Source organism: Microbacterium sp. As-52, assembly GCF_049949185.1.
Lineage (GTDB): Bacteria > Actinomycetota > Actinomycetes > Actinomycetales > Microbacteriaceae > Microbacterium > Microbacterium maritypicum_A.
This window is the reverse complement of the sequence record NZ_CP188171.1, coordinates 3,878,392-3,895,536: the sequence shown is the minus strand read 5'-3', so window position 1 is coordinate 3,895,536 and position 17,145 is coordinate 3,878,392. Positions and strand designations below refer to the sequence as shown.

Sequence of the window (17,145 nt, the reverse complement as noted above, 5' to 3'; positions counted from 1 at the left end):
CGTCAGTCTGACGTAGTGCACCCCGTCTCTTCAGCAGTGCTGAGCGACCTGTGGAGAACGGGTCAGCTCCCGAGGGCGCTGAGCCACGCGCGGCGTGCCTCGAGGGCATCCGTTGCCGCCTTGGCCGCCTTCTTGTCGCCCGACTTCTCTGCCGCGGCGACTTCGGCCTCGAGCTTCTCGATGGCCTCGAGCAGCTGCGAGCTCATGTCGTTCGCGCGAGCCTTGGTCTCGGGGTTGTTCTTCTTCCAGTCCACGTCTTCGCGGCCCTTGAGCCCCTGTTCGATGGCGCGGAGCTTGTCGTCGAGCGCACGTTCCTTCTCCCGAGGGAAGATGCGACCGATCTCGTCCCACTGCCGCTGGATGCGGGTGAGGAGAGCGCGGGCACGCTTGATGTTCGACTCGTCGGCCACGGCCTTCGCCTCTTCGAGGAGCGCCTCGCGGGCTTCGATCTTCGGGGCGGAATCCGCTTCCTCTGCGGCGGCCTGCTCGGCGCGGGCGGCGTAGAGCGCGTCGCCGGCAGCCTTGAAGCGCGCCCAGAGAGCGTCGTCGGCCTTGCGGCCGGCGCGGCCCGATGCCTTCCACTCGTCGAGCAGGTTCCGGTACGCGGGAATGCCGTCCGTGCCACGCGGGGCGAGTGCCTCGGCACGCTCGACCAGACGGGTCTTCGCGTCGCGGGCGACCTTGTGCGCGTCGTCGAGCTCGGAGTAGAACGCGCGGCGCTGCTTGTCGACGACGGCGCGAGCGTCGCGGAATCGCTTCCAGAGCTGCTGGGAGATGCCCTTCGACAGGCGCGGCCCGTTCTGCTGCTGCGCCTGCCAGGCATCGAACAGTTCGCCGAGCTCGGCCGTGACCTGCTTCCACTGCACCTTGCTGAGATCGCGGGCGGCGATGGCCTCGGCACGTTCGACGAGGACCGTGCGCTCGGCGATCGCCTTGTCGACGAGCTCCTTGGCGTGCTGTGCCTCCTGCTCGGTCGCCTCGGAGAGGGACGAGGTCAAGGCGTTGAGTCGATCGCGCAGGCCGGCGAGGTCGCCGACGGCCGCGGCATCGGTCGCTTCGTCGATCAGGTGCGAGGCCTGCTTGGCGAGATCGCTCGCCGACGCTCCGCCGGCCTGATGACGCTGTTCGAGAGCGTGCACCTTGAAGGCGATGTCATCGAACTTGCGGACGAAGTAGGCGAGGGCCTCGTCGGGAGTCCCATCGGGGTACTGGCCGACGACGCGCCAGGCCTCGCCCTCCTTGACCTCGACGGTCCCGTCTTCGGATACGCGACCCCATTCCGCTGATGTCGAGGATGCCGCAGGCACCGGGGCGACGGGCGCGACGGCGGCCGGCGTCGGCGCCTTGCGCGGCATCGGTACGGCAGGGGGGCCGGGGACGGGGGGAGTCGGCTTCGTGGGCTCGTTGGCAGACACGTGATTCTCCTTGCGCGGCCGGGCCGCGGGAGGCGGAAAGGACGAGGCTCAGCCTAGTACGCCGGAGCGTCGCGGGTGAGGTCCCAGGACTTCGATGATCGTTACCGTTCTGTGAGGAGAACTTTCGACGCAGGACACATTCTCCGTCATCTCCGGGAAACACGATGCTCCTATCGTCGCGAGCACGACAGTCTTCCGGTCGACAGGAGCAGTATGAAGGACACGACTTCCCCGCCGCACGAGATCCTGGTCGTCGGCGCGGGGATGGCGGCGCACCGTTTCGTGGAGCGCCTGCTTCGCGACCCGGGTGCGGCGGTGCGGGTCACGGTCATCGGCGATGAGGGACATGGCCCGTACGACCGATCCGCTCTCGTGGGTGTCCTCACCGGCCGGGAGGTCGAGGATCTCCAGCTCGACCGAACGGTGTTCCGCGACGACCGTGTGCGGTTGATCCGTGACGACCGCGTGCTCCGCATCGACCGGTCGGCGCGGGTGGTGCGCACACGATCCCGACGCTCCTATTCCTACGACGTGCTCGTGCTGGCCACCGGGTCGTTCGCGGCGCGGGTGGCGGTGTCAGGGGCTCGCCTCCCCGGCTGCTTCGTCCTGCGCACCATCGAGGACGCGGAGTCGGTGCGGGATTTCGTCGATTCGCGATCGCGTGCCCTCGGCCGTCCGCTGCGAGGCGTTGTCATCGGTGGCGGGCAGCACGGAATCGACACCGTTGTAGCACTCGACGACGCCGGCGTCGGCGCGACGATCGTGCAGTACGCGGATCGTCTCCTTCCCTCCCTGCTGGACGAAGCTGCAGCAGACGTCCTGCGCGGCGCCCTCGAAGAACGGGGCATCGCTGTCCGCACTCGGACCAGGACGACGCGGCTCGATCCGGACGACTCGGGAGCCGTCACGGCGCTCGAGTTCCAGGACGGTACCTTCCAACGCGCCGACCTCGTCGTCTTCACCGTCGGCGTGCGACCTCGGGACGAACTCGCGCGCAATGCCGGACTCGACGTGCACCCGCAGGGAGGAGTGATCGTCGACGATCACTGCACGACATCGGATCCGCGCATCCTCGCGATCGGTGAGGCGGCCTGCGTCGACGGACGCTGCGTCGACGCCGCCGCTTCCGCATATGCCATGGCGGAGGTGGCGGCCGCGCGTCTGCTCGGGGGAGGGGAACGCTTCGGCGGGCACCGACGAGACGTGCACCGCACCATCGCGGGCGTCGATCTCGCGTGCTTCGGCGAGCCGGCGACGCGCGACGCCGATCCCGACGCCGTCGAGGTCGTCACGCATCGCTCGCGAGGCACCGGTGTCTACCGAAAGCTCGTGCTCACCGACGATGCGCAGACGCTCCTCGGCGGAATTCTCATGGGCGATACGAGCGGTCTTGGCGTTCTTCGTCGGCTCGTCGGTGGACCGGCGCGTGGCGAGCTCGCTGCCGAACTGCGCCGGGCAGCGCATCCTGACGACTCCCGTGCGGTCTGCGTGCACATCGGCATGTCGTCGCAGGAGCTCCTGGCGGTGCTCCGCGCGGACGAGGTGTTCACGTTCAGCGCGGTCGGAGCCTGCTTCGGGCGCGACCCGGAGTGCGAGCGCTGCACCCTGGCTGTGGCACGCGCGCTCGCGGAACTGGCGACGGAGCGCTCTCCGCTCAGCACGCGCGGCGCACAGGAGGGGCTCGATTCGCACACGGGCCCGGTCCGATCGGAGGGGAGCCGAGTGCGGCTGTCGACGGTGACGGGGACGGAGCTCACGCCGGGGCATCTCGTCGACATCGGGCGTCTTGCGGAGGACCTGGGCCTGACGTTGCGGATCGTCGACTCCCGGATCGAACTGCAGGGCGTCTCCCACGACCAGCAGGCGCGGTTGCGGCATAGCCTCACCGCCGCGGGCCTCGCGTCCTCACCCCCTCTGCCGGACGGAGCCGACCCGAACTCCGCGTCACCGACGCGGCGCGCACACGGCGCGGTATCAGCGGATCCGAGTTCATCCGAGTCCCCGCATCGCGGTGACGGCACGACGATCGCGATCGGCTGGAGGGATCGGGGTCGGAGCGCCGATCCGCGGCGGGGCGTCTCCCTTCGCGCCGAGAATCCCGCGTGATGACCGGGCGTTCGGGGGCACGCCCGGTGCTCGCAGGATGCAGGATCATCATCTCCGCCCAGGCGAGGGCGGCAGGAGCATCCGCGGCCGGGAATCGTTCCGCCGGAGCGGATGAGCTCGACCGCGTACTCGGCGCCGCGGGCGCGGACGTGATGCGCGTCGTGACATCCCGTCCGATGACCACCCCGACGGGCGTGCTGCACCGTGCGGTGCATCGCGCGGGGTCCGGGGGCGCCGACGCCGTGATCTTCACCGCGTCGTCCGCGTCATGGATCGACGCGGCGACGAGGAGCGGCGCGCTCGAAGCGCATCGTCGTCGTGCCGAAGCGGGCCGGTTGCTCCTGGTCTCGGATGACGAGCGCGAGGCTCGCCGCCTTCAGGACGCCGGCCTGATCGCACGATACGTCGAGCGGGAGAGACCGACGGGTCTCGTCGGATGCGTCGTCGCACACTACGGAAGCGGTGCAGGATCGGTGCGCACCGATGCCGGAAGCCTCGAGGTGCGCAGCGGGGGCGTCGTGCTGGACGGGCGCTTCCTTCCGCTGTCCCGTGGCGCAGCGGGCCTGATCGAGGCCCTGTTCCTCGCCCGCGGACGCGTGCTCTCGCGAAGGGAGCTCGGTCGTGAGCTACCCGGCGGCGAGCGCAGCGGACGGGCGGTGGAGGTGGCCGTCGCCCGGTTGCGGGAGTCGTTGGGTGGCGTCGACCTGGTCCAGACCGTCGTCAAGCGGGGCTATCGCCTCGCCGTATCGGAGTCGTGAGCCGAGGGCATCGGTGGTCGGGGCGATCAACCGCGTCGGCGGTCACTCCGCCGGTGCGTCCGAGGGGACGGGGGCCGGCGTCTCCGCGGGTGTCTCGGTCGGAGCGGTGGTCGGCTCGACGGAGGGAGTGGGGGTGGGCTCCGGTTCGGGCGCGGTGACCTGGGCGTGCACGACCTGGCTGCCGATCGCTGCGACGACGATGAGGCTGCCGACGACGGCGGCGATCGTGTTGTCACGGACACGGCGGCGGATCTGCCCTTCGTGCCACTGGGTGCGTGCGGTGTGCAGTCGCGCGCGCTCCGCCGATGTGCGCGCCTGTGCGTTCTTGGAACCGCGTGCGGCCATGCCCTGCTCTCCCATCCGAACGCCGCTCCACGACGTCGCCTGAGAGCCTACCCGGATGCGGAGGTTCACCGAAGTGTCGGGGGCCGACGTTAGCCTGGAGGGATGACGTCCCCTGCTGCGCTGCTCTCCGGGCAGACGCCCCTCGCCGTGCGCATGCGTCCGGTGTCCCTCGCGGAGGTCGCGGGCCAGCGTCATCTGCTGCGTGCGGGATCGCCGATCGTCGCACTCGCCGACCCCGAAGCGACAGCCCCCGGGGCCGTGTCGATCATCCTGTGGGGACCGCCGGGAACCGGGAAGACGACTCTCGCTCAGGCCATCGCACGATCGTCCGGTCGGCGATTCGTCGAACTCTCCGCCATCACGGCGGGGGTGAAAGACGTGCGCGAGGTCATGCAGGAAGCCGTCACGCAGCGCGACCTCTACGGGCAGACGACCATCCTCTTCCTCGACGAGATCCACCGCTTCACCAAGGCGCAGCAGGATGCCCTTCTCCCCGGAGTCGAGAACGGCTGGGTGATCCTGATCGCCGCGACGACAGAGAACCCGTCGTTCTCCGTCATCTCACCGCTGCTCTCGCGTTCGCTGCTGTTGACGCTGCAGCCGCTCACCGACGACGACATCGGCCTCCTCGTCGATCGTGCGGTCACCGACCCCCGCGGTCTGAACGCATCCGTCGCTCTCAGCGACGAAGCGAGGTCGGCTCTGGTGCGGCTGGCCTCGGGTGACGCGCGGCGCGCCCTGACCGGGCTGGAGGCCGGCGCCGCGGTCGCACTGTCCCACGCGACGGCCGCGGACGCGGACGACGAGGGGAACGATGCGTCGGCGCCCGGTGCGTCGGTGCCCGGTGCGTCGGTGCCCGAGGTCTCGGCCGATGACATCTCCCAGGCGGTCGACAAGGCCCTGCTGCGTTACGACCGGCAAGGCGACGAGCATTACGACGTCATCAGCGCCTTCATCAAGTCGATCAGAGGGTCCGACCCCGATGCCGCGTTGCACTACCTCGCCCGCATGATCGAGGCAGGGGAGGACCCGCGCTTCATCGCCCGGCGCCTGGTGATCTCGGCATCGGAAGACGTCGGTCTCGCCGACCCGCAGGCCCTGGCCATCGCCGTGGCGGCTGCAGATGCCGTGGCGTTCATCGGCATGCCGGAAGGTCGCATCCCCCTTGCAGAAGCGACCGTCTACCTGGCCACCACCGCCAAATCGAACGCCGCGTACGTCGGGATCGACGCGGCGATCGCCGACATCCGCGCCGGCGGTTTCGGTCGGGTTCCGCTGCATCTCCGTGATGCGCACTACCCGGGCGCCAAACGTCTGGGCCACGGCCGCGGCTACGTCTATTCGCACGATAGTGAGTTCGGCGTCGTGCCCCAGCAGTATCTGCCGGACGAACTCGACGGTCGGCACTACTACGAGCCCAAGAACCTCGGTGCGGAGCGCGACATCGGTGCGCGCCTCGAGCGGATCCGCCGCATCCTCGGAGACCGCTGACCCTGCGGATCCGGCGCGGAAAAGCGATCTGTTAGACTTGAGCGGCTCGAAACCGAGTTTTCGGGCATCTCCTCGTTCACACCACACCTTGCTGGCGCCCCGGCGTGCGCTCCAAGGCAGAACGCGGACGATACGTCCGTGAGTCGTGAAAGACGCGACCACGTCATCGGAAGGAAAACTTCGTGACCACGAAGTCCCAGGACCGCCGCAAGGTGCGTCTCAGCCGCGCCCTCGGCGTCGCTCTCACCCCGAAGGCCGCCCGCTACCTCGAGAAGCGTCCGTACGCTCCGGGTGAGCACGGCCGCACCAAGCGCAAGGCAGACAGCGACTACGCCGTCCGTCTGCGTGAGAAGCAGCGTCTTCGCGAGCAGTACGGCATCCGCGAGAAGCAGATGCGCAACACCTTCAACGAGGCTCGTCGTCAGGACGGCCTGACCGGTGAGAACCTGGTCGAGCTCCTCGAGATGCGTCTCGACGCTCTCGTCGTGCGTTCGGGCTTCGCCCGCACCACCGCACAGGCTCGCCAGCTCGTCGTGCACCGCCACATCCTGGTCGACGGCCAGCTCGTCGACCGCCCGTCGTTCCGCGTGAAGCCGGGTCAGCTCATCCACGTCAAGGCCAAGAGCGAGGGCACCGAGCCCTTCCAGGTGGCGGCAGCCGGCGGTCACGCCGAGGTCCTGCCCCCCGTTCCCGGCTACCTCGAGGTCGAGCTCGACAAGCTCCAGTCGCGTCTGGTTCGTCGTCCGAAGCGCGCCGAGGTCCCCGTGACCTGTGAAGTGCAGCTCGTCGTCGAGTACTACGCGGCTCGCTGATCCAGCGATCGAGCAATCAGGCAGGAGGCGTCGGGATTCCCGACGCCTCCTGTCGTTTCCGCATACGATGGTGACACCGCGCCTTCGCGGGTCAAGGGCAAGGATGACGACATGAAGAACGTGCTGTGGTTCCTGATCGGTGTGATCGGCGGCTTCGTCGCGGCTCACTTCATGAACAAGGACCCGCGCGGTCATGACATCCTCGCCGAGGTCGACGCCCGGATCAACGGGTTCACCGCGATCCTCAGCGACGCCTACCGCGAGCAGGAGGCACGGCTCACGGAGCCGGGCGACAACTGAACCACCGCAGCGGCGCCTCGGCGCGGCATCTTCACGCAAGGACACCCGGAACCTTATGAAAACTGCGGAAATCGCGCAGCGCTATCTCGACTTCTTCGAGAAGAACGACCACCTCATCGTCCCCTCGGCCTCCCTGGTCAGTGACGACCCGTCCCTGCTGTTCACGGTCGCCGGAATGGTGCCGATGATCCCGTACCTCACAGGTGTCGTCCCTGCTCCGCACTCGCGTATCGCCGACGTGCAGAAGTGCATCCGCACGAACGACATCGAAGAGGTCGGCCGCACTGCCCGTCATGGCACGTTCTTCCAGATGCTCGGCAACTGGTCGTTCGGCGACTACTTCAAGGAAGGCGCGATCCGCTATGCCTGGGAGCTGTTGACGAGCTCCGAGTCCGACGGCGGTCTCGGCTTCGACGAGAAGGACCTGTGGGTCACCGTCTACGAGACCGACGACGAGGCCGAGGCGATCTGGCGCGACATCATCGGGCTCAAGCCGGAGCGCATCCAGCGCCTGGGCCGGGCGGACAACTACTGGAACACCGGCCAGCCCGGACCGGGTGGTCCCGACTCGGAGATCTTCTTCGATCGCGGTCCCGCCTACGGCAAGGACGGCGGCCCGGCTGTCGACGACTCGCGGTTCCTGGAGATCTGGAACCTCGTGTTCATGCAGGACTTCATCGAGAACATCCGCAGCAAGACGGAGTTCGACATCGTCGGCGAGCTGCCGATGAAGAACATCGACACCGGCATGGGCCTCGAACGCGTCGCCTTCCTCAAGCAGGGTGTCGACAACATGTACGAGTCCGATCAGGTGCGGCCGGTGCTGGACCGTGCGGTCGAGCTCTCCGGACGGCCCTACGGCGCGCAGCACGAGGACGACGTGCGGTTCCGTGTCGTCGCGGACCACGTGCGCTCCTCGCTCATGCTCCTCTCCGACGGCGTGCGTCCGTCCAACGAGGGACGCGGGTACATCCTGCGCCGTCTGATGCGTCGCACGGTCCGCTCGATGCGCCTGCTCGGTGTCGACGAGCCGGTGTTCCCCGAGCTGTTCGCCGCATCCCGCGATGTGATGAAGACCACCTATCCGGAACTCGAGAGGGACTGGTCTGTGCTCTCGGCATCGGCGTTCGCCGAGGAGGAGACCTTCCGTCGCACCCTCGTCGCCGGGTCGACGATCCTCGACCTGGCTCTGGACGAGACCAGGAAGGGCGGCGGGAAGACCCTGAGCGGTCCCGAGGCCTTCCTGCTGCACGACACCTACGGCTTCCCGATCGACCTCACGCTCGAGGTCGCCGAGGAAGCAGGACTCGACGTCGATCGTGCCGCTTTCGACAACCTCATGCAGGAGCAGCGCCAGCGCGCGAAGGACGACGCCCGCAATCGCAAGCGTCAGCTCGCCGACGTGTCCGTCTATCGCGAACTGCGCGCGCTGGGAGAGACCGGATTCGACGGCTACACCGCGCTCGAGGTCGAATCCCGTGTGCTCGGTCTCCTCGTCGACGGTGTCCCCGTGCGCAGCGCCGCCGAGGGCCAGATCGCCGAGGTCGTGCTCGCCGAGACGACGCTCTACGCGGAGTCAGGTGGGCAGGTGGCCGACAAGGGCACGATCGTGGGCCCGGGATACACGCTCGAGGTGCTCGATGTGCAGAAGCCGGTTCCCGGTCTGATCAGTCACACCGTCGAGGTCACGCGCGGCAGCGTCGCCGTCGACGACATCGCGACCACGGTGGTGGACGCGGCGAACCGTCGTGCCGCCCGCCAGGCGCACTCGGCCACCCACCTCGTGCATGCTGCTCTGCGCGACACGCTCGGTCCGACCGCGACGCAGGCGGGCTCGTTGAACCGTGCCGGCTACATGCGCTTCGACTTCGCCTGGTCGCAGGCGCTCTCGACGGATACGCGGAGCGAGATCGAGGAGATCACGAACCGTGCAGTGCAGGACGCCCTGGAGGTGACCACGCGCATCGTCTCCCTCGATGAGGCGAAGGAAGCCGGAGCCATGGCGCTGTTCGGCGAGAAGTACGGCGATGTCGTGCGCATGGTCGACATCGGCGGCCCCTGGTCGCGCGAACTCTGTGCCGGCACGCACGTCAGCACGAGTGCCGAGATCGGTCTGGTGAGCCTGGTCGGAGAGTCCTCCGTCGGAGCATCCAATCGTCGCATCGAGGCTCTCGTCGGTGCCGATGCCTTCCGGGAGCTCGCCGCGGAGCGGGCGATCGTCTCGCAGCTGACCAGTTCCCTGAAGACGCCGCGCGAACAGCTTCCGGAGCGGATCGCCGACCTCGCCGCGAGTCTGAAAGCGGCGGAGAAGCGCATCGCGCAGTTCGAGGCGAAGGAGAGGGCCGGTCAGGTTCCCGCCATCGTCGAGGCCGCGACCCGCGTTGGAGCGTTCCGCCTGGCTGCCCAGAACCTGGGCGAGGTGGCGTCCGCGGACGATGTGCGCGATCTCGTGAACGGCGTGCGCGATCGGCTCGGTTCCGATGCCGCGGTCGTGGCATTGGGAGCTGTGGTCAACGGCCGTCCGGTCGTGGTCGTCGCCACCAACGATGCCGCTCGGTCTGCGGGCGCGAAGGCCGGCGCGTTGGCGAAGCGCGCTGCCGGTGTGCTCGGCGGCGGCGGTGGCGGTCGTGACGACGTCGCGCAGGGCGGTGGCGCGGATGCCGCGGCGCTTCCCGCGGCGCTCGAGGCCATCTCACAGGAGCTGCACGCCGCGTGAGCGGGTTCCGCCGCGGCGTGCGGCTCGGCATCGACGTCGGCAGGGCGAGGGTCGGTGTCGCGCGCTGCGATCCCGATGGCATGCTCGCCGTCCCGGTCGAGACGGTCCCTCGGGACGACGCATCGATCGACCGCCTCGTGCAGATCGCAGGGGAGTACGACCCGTTGGAGTTCGTGGTCGGCCTCCCTGTGAACATGCAGGGTGCCGACACGCCATCGACCACGGATGCGCGAGAGTTCGCCGCTGCGCTTCAGGTGCGCAGCGGGATCCCCGTGCGCCTCGTGGACGAGCGCCTCAGCACCGTGAGCGCGCACGCCGCTTTGCGCAGTTCCGGGAGATCTCAGAAGAACTCTCGTAGCATTGTGGATCAGGTCGCCGCCGTGGTGCTTCTGCAGCAGGCGATCGACATGGAGAAGAGCACCGGAAACCCGGCCGGCGCCACCATCTCGCCTGACGAGGAGCACGCCTGACGATGTCTGAACGTGACAGCGCCACCCCCCGGCACGATCCTGATTCCCGCCTGGGGGATCTGTTCGAGAATCTGCCGGACCCGACGCAGCAGATCCCGACCGTCGACAACAGTGCTCCGGCGCCCGGTTCGCGCCGCGCCGCCCGAGAGGCAGCAGCCGGAGAGGGAACCGCGACTCCGGTGGGAGGCACGGCCCGCACGCCGGCCGAGCCGTCCCCTGTGCCGGTACGTGGGTCCGCGGACGATGCCGTCACCGCGGATGCGGCGCCGTCGCCGACGCCCGTTCGCGCTTCGGCCGACGCCGCAGAGACTCCCACGCGTGCTCTCCCGCAAGCGGTGCCCGCGGCGGGCACCGGTCGTACCTCGGCAGCGGCCGAAACGCCCGAACCGGTGATCGGAGGCGGGCTCGACGATCTGTTCGCCCCGCACGACGACCATGTTCCCGCGGCGCCGAAGAAGAAGCGCCGCAAGGGCTGCCTGATCGCGCTGATCATCGTGCTCGCCGTGCTCGGCGGCATCGCGGCGGGTAGCGCCTGGGCCTGGAACACCTACGGCGACAAGATCAGCGATGCCATGGGCTGGGGCGAGTCGAAGGACTGGGAGCCCGGTCTCGCGAACGGCGAAGCCCTCGTCACGATCAAGCAGGGCGACACCGGGGGGCCGGTGTCGACGGCGCTCTATGAGGCCGGCGTCACGAAGACCGAGGACGTGTTCTACGACTACATCGTCGAAGAGAACCTCGCGGTCACGTTCTATCCGGGCGTCTACCGCCTGCAGAAGAAGATGACGGCAGAGGCCGCCCTCGCCGCGCTCAAGGACGACGCGAACAAGATGGCGAATGCCGTCTCGGTCTCCGAGGGAGGCACGATCGTCTCCTCGTTGCCCGGCATGGCCGAGACTCTCGGGCTTCCGCTCGCCGACTTCGAGGCTGCGGTCCAGGACCCCTCGGCCTACGGCGTGGACGCGCCGAGCCTGGAGGGCTGGCTGTTCCCCGCAGTGTACGAATTCGATCCAGGGGTCACCGCACCTCAAGTGATCCAGCGGATGGTCGACCGCACCAGAGAGTCGCTCGACGCGGCAGGTGTGCCGGCGGCTGATGCCGAACGGATCCTGACGATCGCCTCGATCATCCAGCGCGAGGGCCGTCTCGACGACTTCGCGAAGGTGTCCCGCGTCATTCAGAACCGCCTCGACATCGACATGAAGCTGCAGATGGATTCGACCGCCCAGTACGGCTACGGGTCGCTGCACGAAGGCGTCGTGTCGAGCTCGAAGGAAGCGCTCGAGGACGACAACGAGTGGAACACCTACGTGCGCACCGGCCTGCCGGCGACACCGATCGCCAGCCCGAGCGACGCGGCCATCAAGGCGGCGATGCAGCCTGCTGACGGCCCGTGGCTGTACTTCGTCACGATCAACCTCGCCACGGGGGAGACGCAGTTCTCCGAGACCATGGCGGAGCACGAGCAGGGAATCGAGAAGTGGCGTGAGTGGTGCCGAGCGAACCCCGACGGCGGCTGCTGAGACGGTGACGCGCTCACGGTTGGCGGTCTGGGGCGATCCGATCGCGCACTCCAAGTCCCCGGAGCTGCATGCGGCCGCCTATCGTGTGCTCGGCCTGGACTGGGAGTACGGACGGCGCCGGGTCTCGGCGGAGGGATTCGCCTCGGCGATCGCCGAACTGGACGACACCTGGCGTGGTCTCTCCCTCACGATGCCGTTGAAGGAAGAGGCGTTCCGCGCGGCGGCGACACGGGATCGTCATGCGCAGCTCACGGGCGCCGTCAACACGCTCCTCCTGGGAGACGAGCCGGCCGGGTTCAACACCGATGTCGGAGGGATCGTCGATGCCCTCGCCGAGGCGCACATCGCCGAGGTCGAACGGGTCCGGATACTCGGGGCCGGGGCCACCGCGGCGTCGGCTCTCGTCGCCGCAGCCGAGATCGGGGCCGCGCGCGTCGACGTGCGTGCTCGGCGCGCTGCTGCCGCGGCCGCGCTGGTGGATCTCGGGGAGCGGCTCGGCCTCGTCGTGGAGGTACGCGCGTTCGATGCGCCTGCTCCGGCCGTCGAGCTGACCGTGGCCACGCTGCCCAGCGGCACGGCTCTCCCCGCGGAGATCGCCTCGGTGCTGTCGTCGAGTGGCGGGTCGCTCTTCGACGCCGCCTACGCCCCGTGGCCGTCAGCTCTCGCGATGACCTGGAGCGAGGGCCCGGCCATCTCCGGACTCGGCATGCTGCTGCATCAGGCCGTGCGCCAGATCCGCATCTTCCGGCACGGCGATCCGACGATGGAGCTCCGCGACGAGGCCGCGGTGATCACCGCGATGCGCGCCGCGCTCTGACCGAATCGCTCGCTCGACGAAACGCGGCGCTGCGGGGGTGCGAACCCGTGGGAGACTGGAGCAATGCTCCGCGTGCTCACGGCCGGCGAATCGCACGGCCCAGAACTCATCGCCGTCATGGAGGGTCTTCCCTCCGGCGTCCCTGTGTCCTCCGAGGCCATCCAGGCCGACCTCGCCCGTCGCAAGTTGGGCTATGGCCGCGGCTCGCGGATGAAGTTCGAGCAGGATGAGCTGACGATCTCCGGCGGTGTGCGCCACGGCCGGAGCCTCGGCAGTCCGATCGCGCTGCGCATCGGCAACACCGAATGGCCCAAGTGGATCGAGGTCATGAACCCCGAGCCCGTCGAGCTCACGGACAAGTCTCGCGGACGCAGCGCGCCTCTCACCCGTCCGCGTCCAGGGCACGCCGATCTGGTGGGCATGCAGAAATACGACTTCGACGAGGCGCGTCCGATCCTCGAGCGTGCGAGCGCCCGCGAGACGGCCGCTCGTGTCGCGTTGGGAGCGATCGCCCGCTCCTTCCTCGGTGAGCTCGGGATCCGTCTCGTCAGCCACACGTTGTCGATCGGCCCGGTGCGCGTACCCGAGGGTTCTGCGCTGCCCACGCCGGATGACGTCGAGGCGCTGGACGCCGATCCGCTCCGGTGCTTCGACGCGGCGACCTCCGCGCTGATGGTGGCCGAGGTCGACGACGCCAAGAAGGACGGCGACACGCTCGGCGGGATCGTCGAGGTCCTCGCGTACGGGCTGCCTCCGGGACTCGGCTCCCACGTGCACTGGGACCGGCGCCTCGACGCGCGTCTGGCCCAGGCCCTGATGAGCATCCAGGCGATCAAGGGTGTCGAGGTCGGCGACGGCTTCGAGACCACCCGTCGTCGCGGCTCGGCCGCGCACGACGAGCTCTTCGCGACCGCCGACGGCATCACGCGCGGATCCGACCGTGCCGGCGGCACCGAGGGCGGCATGTCGACGGGCACCGTCCTGCGCGTGCGTGCCGGCATGAAGCCGATCGCGACGGTGCCGCACGCGCTGCGGACGATCGACATCGCGACAGGAGACGACGCCACCGCCCACCACCAGCGCTCCGACGTGTGCGCGGTACCAGCCGCCGGTGTGGTTGCCGAGGCGATGGTCGCGGTCGAGCTCGCGAACGCCGTGCTGGAGAAGTTCGGCGGCGACAGCATCCGGGAGACGCGACGGAACCTCGACGGGTACCTGGCGGGCATCCCTGCCGAGCTGCGCACGACCCCCGCGTCCGAGGCGGCGCTCATCGCGCATGACGAGCGCGGCTGATCCGCTGACGCTGGTGCTGGTCGGCCCGATGGCCGCCGGCAAGACCAGCGTCGGCAGACGCGTCGCCCGTCGGCTCGGCGTCGCGTTCATCGACACCGACAAGCGCATCGTGGCCGCTCACGGACCCATCGCCGGCATCTTCGAGGTCCACGGCGAGGCGCACTTCCGTGCCCTCGAGCGGGCGGCGGTGGCAGAGGCCCTCGCAGAGGGCGGGGTGATCTCCCTCGGTGGCGGGGCGGTGACGGAAGCGGCGACCCGGGAGCTGCTGGCAGAGCACCCGGTCGTGTTCCTGACCGTGAGCCCCGACGCGGTGGCCGATCGGCTCCGTGGGAGCAATCGTCCGCTGCTGGCGGGGGAGGACCCCCTGGAGCGCTGGAAGAAGATCTTCGAGGAACGTCGGGGGTGGTACGCCGAGGTGTCATCGGCGACCTTCGACACCTCACGTCGTCCGATGCAGAAGATCGCGGACGAGATCGTGGCATGGAGGAGAGAGCAGCGATGAGCACGACGACCATCAGCGTCACCGGTAGCGACGCCTACGACATCACGATCGGGCGGGGGATCCTCGAACGGGTCTCGGCTGCGCTGGCTCCGGGGGTGCGCAAGATCCTGGTCGTGCACCCCCCGACGCTGGCCGCCCGGGCCGCCGAGCTGCGCGATCGCCTGCTCGCCGACACCTCGGACGGGCCGCGTGAGGTGCTGCTCGCCGAGATCCCGGATGCGGAGCAGGGCAAGCGCATCGAGGTCGCGGCCTTCTGCTGGCAGGTGATGGGGCAGGCCGACTTCACGCGCAGTGACGCCGTCATCGGCTACGGCGGCGGCTCGGTCACCGATCTCGCCGGCTTCGTGGCGGCGACGTGGCTGCGCGGTGTGCAGCTGATCCAGGTGCCGACCACGGTCCTCGGCCTCGTCGACGCGGCGGTCGGCGGCAAGACCGGGGTGAACACCGCGGAGGGCAAGAACCTCGTCGGTGCGTTCTGGGCGCCGCGCGCCGTCGTGGGCGACCTCGACGAGCTCGCGAGCCTCAGCCCGAACGAGGCGACCGCCGGTTTCGCCGAGGTGGTGAAGGCCGGATTCATCTGGGCGCCGGAGATCCTCGACATCGTCGAGGCGGATCCCGCTCGTGCCGTTGACCCCACGACGGACGAGTTCCGGCGTGCCATCGAACTTGCGATCGCGATGAAAGCCGAGGTCGTCTCGGACGACTTCCGGGAGGCGGGCCTGCGGGAGATCCTCAACTACGGCCACACCCTCGGGCACGCCATCGAGCACGCAGAGCGATACCGCTGGCGTCACGGCGCCGCGATCTCGGTCGGCATGCTGTACGCGGCCGAGCTCTCGCGTCTCGCCGGACGCCTCTCCGACGCCGCGGCGGAGCGTCACCGCACCATCCTCGAGTCGCTGGGGCTTCCGACCTCGTACCGCGCAGGAGCATGGCCGCAGCTGCTCGCCACGATGCAGCGCGACAAGAAGAGCCGCGGCGGAATGCTGCGCTTCATCCTTCTCGACGACATCGCGAAGCCGACGGTGCTGCAGGCCCCGGACGAATCGCTGATGTTCGCCGCCTACCAGGAGGTCGGCGCGTGAGCCGACGCATCCTCCTGGTCAACGGACCCAACCTGAACCTGCTCGGTTCGCGCGAACCCGAGGTGTACGGCACGGCCACGCTCGCCGACGTGGAGCGCATCACCATCGCCGCCGCTGCAGAACACGGCTTCGAGGTGCGTGCGGTGCAGAGCAACCACGAGGGGGTGCTGATCGACGCGATCCACGCCGCCCGTGAGGACTGCGCCGCGATCGTGATCAATCCCGGCGGACTCACGCACACGTCGGTGGTGCTGCGCGACGCTCTCACCGGAGTCTCGCTGCCGTTCGCCGAGGTGCACATCTCCGATGTGTACGCCCGGGAGGAATTCCGGCACCACTCCTACCTCGACGACGTCGCGGCCGTGCGCGTCGTCGGACGCGGTGTCGACGGCTACGCGGATGCCGTGCGGCAGCTCGCAGCACTCATCCCTTAGAATCGACTGTCGGTCTCGTCCGACCCCGCAGACTCACGAACGGAACTCGCAGCGCATGGCATCTACCGCAGACATCAAGAACGGCGTCGTCCTCAGCATCGACGGGCAGCTCTGGAGCGTCATCGAGTTCCAGCACGTCAAGCCCGGCAAGGGTGGCGCCTTCGTGCGCACCAAGCTGAAGAACGTCGTCTCGGGCAAGGTCGTCGACCGTACGTACAACGCCGGCGCCAAGATCGAGATCGAGAACGTCGACCGCCGCGACTACACGTACCTGTACACCGACGGCGACGGTTACGTCTTCATGGACCAGACAGACTTCGACCAGATCACGGTCGGCGCCGCTACGGTCGGCGACGCGAAGAACTTCCTGCTCGAGAACCAGGCCGTCACGATCGCCCTGAACAACGGCAACCCGCTCTACATCGACCTCCCGGCGTCCGTGGTCCTCGAGATCACCTACACGGAGCCCGGCCTGCAGGGCGACCGCTCGTCGGCCGGCACCAAGCCCGCCACGCTCGAGACCGGCTATGAGATCCAGGTGCCGCTCTTCGTCGAGGCCGGCACCAAGGTCAAGGTCGACACCCGCACGGGTGACTACCTCGGCCGCGAGAAGTAAGGCGTGAGCGCCCGGACGAAGGCGCGCAAGCGCGCTCTCGACATCCTGTTCTCCGCCGATGTGCGCGGGGACGACCTCGCGGTCACGCTGGCCGCCGAGGCGAAGCGCGCCGCGAGCGAGCCCGCCCGCGAGGCGTCCTGGCTCTACGCCCGCGAGATCGTCGACGGCATCATCGACTCGCGCGATGAGATCGACGAGCAGATCACGACGCACAGCCGCGACTGGAAGCTGGAGCGGATGCCCGCGGTCGACCGCGCGCTGCTCCGGATCGGCGTGTGGGAGATCCTCTACAACGACGACGTTCCGACGGCTGTCGCGATCGATGAGGCCGTGGAACTCGCCAAGGAGTTCTCGACCGATGACTCCGGCGCCTTCGTGCACGGCGTCCTCGCGCGAGTCGCCCGCGCCGCCTGATCCGTCCGACGGGGAGGCACTGTCGGCGGTGTCGGAGAGGATGGGGGC

General features: G+C 69.0%; 17 protein-coding genes. 15 read left to right on the top strand and 2 right to left on the bottom strand.

What is annotated here, in order from left to right; translation table 11 throughout:
- Nucleotides 1–62: 62 nt before the first annotated feature.
- A complete protein-coding gene (locus tag ACLFA2_RS18785; RefSeq protein WP_021200632.1) occupies nucleotides 63–1,415 on the bottom strand; it encodes a DUF349 domain-containing protein in 1,353 nt (450 codons plus the stop codon).
- A 213-nt stretch (nucleotides 1,416–1,628) separates the two neighbouring features.
- Between ACLFA2_RS18785 and ACLFA2_RS18780 the strand changes: the two genes are divergently transcribed.
- Both ACLFA2_RS18780 and ACLFA2_RS18775 read left to right on the top strand, forming a co-directional pair.
- Nucleotides 1,629–3,521, top strand: coding sequence for an NAD(P)/FAD-dependent oxidoreductase (locus ACLFA2_RS18780; RefSeq protein WP_426621795.1), 1,893 nt, complete (start codon nucleotides 1,629–1,631; stop codon nucleotides 3,519–3,521).
- Nucleotides 3,521–4,279 (top strand): winged helix-turn-helix domain-containing protein, encoded by a 759-nt coding sequence (locus tag ACLFA2_RS18775; protein ID WP_347125819.1) that lies wholly within the window; start codon nucleotides 3,521–3,523, stop codon nucleotides 4,277–4,279. Before ACLFA2_RS18780 ends, ACLFA2_RS18775 begins: the two co-directional genes overlap by 1 nt.
- 42 nt (nucleotides 4,280–4,321) lie before the next feature.
- Here ACLFA2_RS18775 and ACLFA2_RS18770 read toward each other — a convergent pair whose 3' ends face one another.
- Nucleotides 4,322–4,624 (bottom strand): hypothetical protein, encoded by a 303-nt coding sequence (locus tag ACLFA2_RS18770; RefSeq protein WP_029259264.1) that lies wholly within the window; start codon nucleotides 4,622–4,624, stop codon nucleotides 4,322–4,324.
- A 102-nt stretch (nucleotides 4,625–4,726) separates the two neighbouring features.
- Between ACLFA2_RS18770 and ACLFA2_RS18765 the strand changes: the two genes are divergently transcribed.
- From ACLFA2_RS18765 to nusB, 13 genes are all read left to right on the top strand, one after another.
- Nucleotides 4,727–6,115: a replication-associated recombination protein A gene (locus tag ACLFA2_RS18765; RefSeq protein ID WP_029265345.1), complete on the top strand. Its 1,389-nt coding sequence runs from the start codon at nucleotides 4,727–4,729 to the stop codon at nucleotides 6,113–6,115.
- 182 nt (nucleotides 6,116–6,297) lie between these two features.
- Nucleotides 6,298–6,927 carry a 30S ribosomal protein S4 gene (gene rpsD, locus ACLFA2_RS18760; RefSeq protein ID WP_017830546.1) on the top strand — a complete coding sequence of 210 codons (630 nt, stop codon included), beginning with the start codon at nucleotides 6,298–6,300 and terminating at the stop codon, nucleotides 6,925–6,927.
- Nucleotides 6,928–7,038: 111 nt separating this feature from the next.
- Nucleotides 7,039–7,227, top strand: coding sequence for a hypothetical protein (locus ACLFA2_RS18755; RefSeq protein ID WP_021200628.1), 189 nt, complete (start codon nucleotides 7,039–7,041; stop codon nucleotides 7,225–7,227).
- Nucleotides 7,228–7,282: 55 nt separating this feature from the next.
- Nucleotides 7,283–9,943: an alanine--tRNA ligase gene (alaS, locus tag ACLFA2_RS18750; RefSeq protein ID WP_029259262.1), complete on the top strand. Its 2,661-nt coding sequence runs from the start codon at nucleotides 7,283–7,285 to the stop codon at nucleotides 9,941–9,943.
- On the top strand, nucleotides 9,940–10,413 hold the full coding sequence (gene ruvX, locus ACLFA2_RS18745; protein ID WP_021200626.1) for a Holliday junction resolvase RuvX: 474 nt from the start codon (nucleotides 9,940–9,942) through the stop codon (nucleotides 10,411–10,413). The genes alaS and ruvX overlap by 4 nt, the downstream gene beginning before the upstream one ends.
- A 2-nt stretch (nucleotides 10,414–10,415) precedes the next feature.
- Complete coding sequence (gene mltG / locus ACLFA2_RS18740; RefSeq protein WP_426621794.1) at nucleotides 10,416–11,936, top strand: endolytic transglycosylase MltG; 1,521 nt, start codon at nucleotides 10,416–10,418, stop codon at nucleotides 11,934–11,936.
- A complete protein-coding gene (locus tag ACLFA2_RS18735) occupies nucleotides 11,899–12,753 on the top strand; it encodes a shikimate dehydrogenase (RefSeq protein ID WP_401121430.1) in 855 nt (284 codons plus the stop codon). The genes mltG and ACLFA2_RS18735 overlap by 38 nt, the downstream gene beginning before the upstream one ends.
- 63 nt (nucleotides 12,754–12,816) lie before the next feature.
- Nucleotides 12,817–14,046, top strand: a complete 1,230-nt coding sequence (gene aroC / locus ACLFA2_RS18730; RefSeq protein WP_021200623.1) for a chorismate synthase — start codon at nucleotides 12,817–12,819, stop codon at nucleotides 14,044–14,046.
- Nucleotides 14,030–14,548: a shikimate kinase gene (locus ACLFA2_RS18725; RefSeq protein ID WP_426621793.1), complete on the top strand. Its 519-nt coding sequence runs from the start codon at nucleotides 14,030–14,032 to the stop codon at nucleotides 14,546–14,548. Before aroC ends, ACLFA2_RS18725 begins: the two co-directional genes overlap by 17 nt.
- Nucleotides 14,545–15,633, top strand: coding sequence for a 3-dehydroquinate synthase (aroB, locus tag ACLFA2_RS18720; RefSeq protein WP_021200621.1), 1,089 nt, complete (start codon nucleotides 14,545–14,547; stop codon nucleotides 15,631–15,633). The genes ACLFA2_RS18725 and aroB overlap by 4 nt, the downstream gene beginning before the upstream one ends.
- Entirely contained in the window at nucleotides 15,630–16,067 is a 438-nt protein-coding gene (aroQ, locus tag ACLFA2_RS18715; protein WP_029259258.1) for a type II 3-dehydroquinate dehydratase, read from the top strand. The genes aroB and aroQ overlap by 4 nt, the downstream gene beginning before the upstream one ends.
- A gap of 55 nt (nucleotides 16,068–16,122) precedes the next feature.
- Nucleotides 16,123–16,683, top strand: a complete 561-nt coding sequence (gene efp / locus ACLFA2_RS18710) for an elongation factor P (protein ID WP_021200619.1) — start codon at nucleotides 16,123–16,125, stop codon at nucleotides 16,681–16,683.
- A gap of 3 nt (nucleotides 16,684–16,686) precedes the next feature.
- Nucleotides 16,687–17,097, top strand: a complete 411-nt coding sequence (gene nusB / locus ACLFA2_RS18705) for a transcription antitermination factor NusB (RefSeq protein ID WP_021200618.1) — start codon at nucleotides 16,687–16,689, stop codon at nucleotides 17,095–17,097.
- Nucleotides 17,098–17,145: the final 48 nt, after the last annotated feature.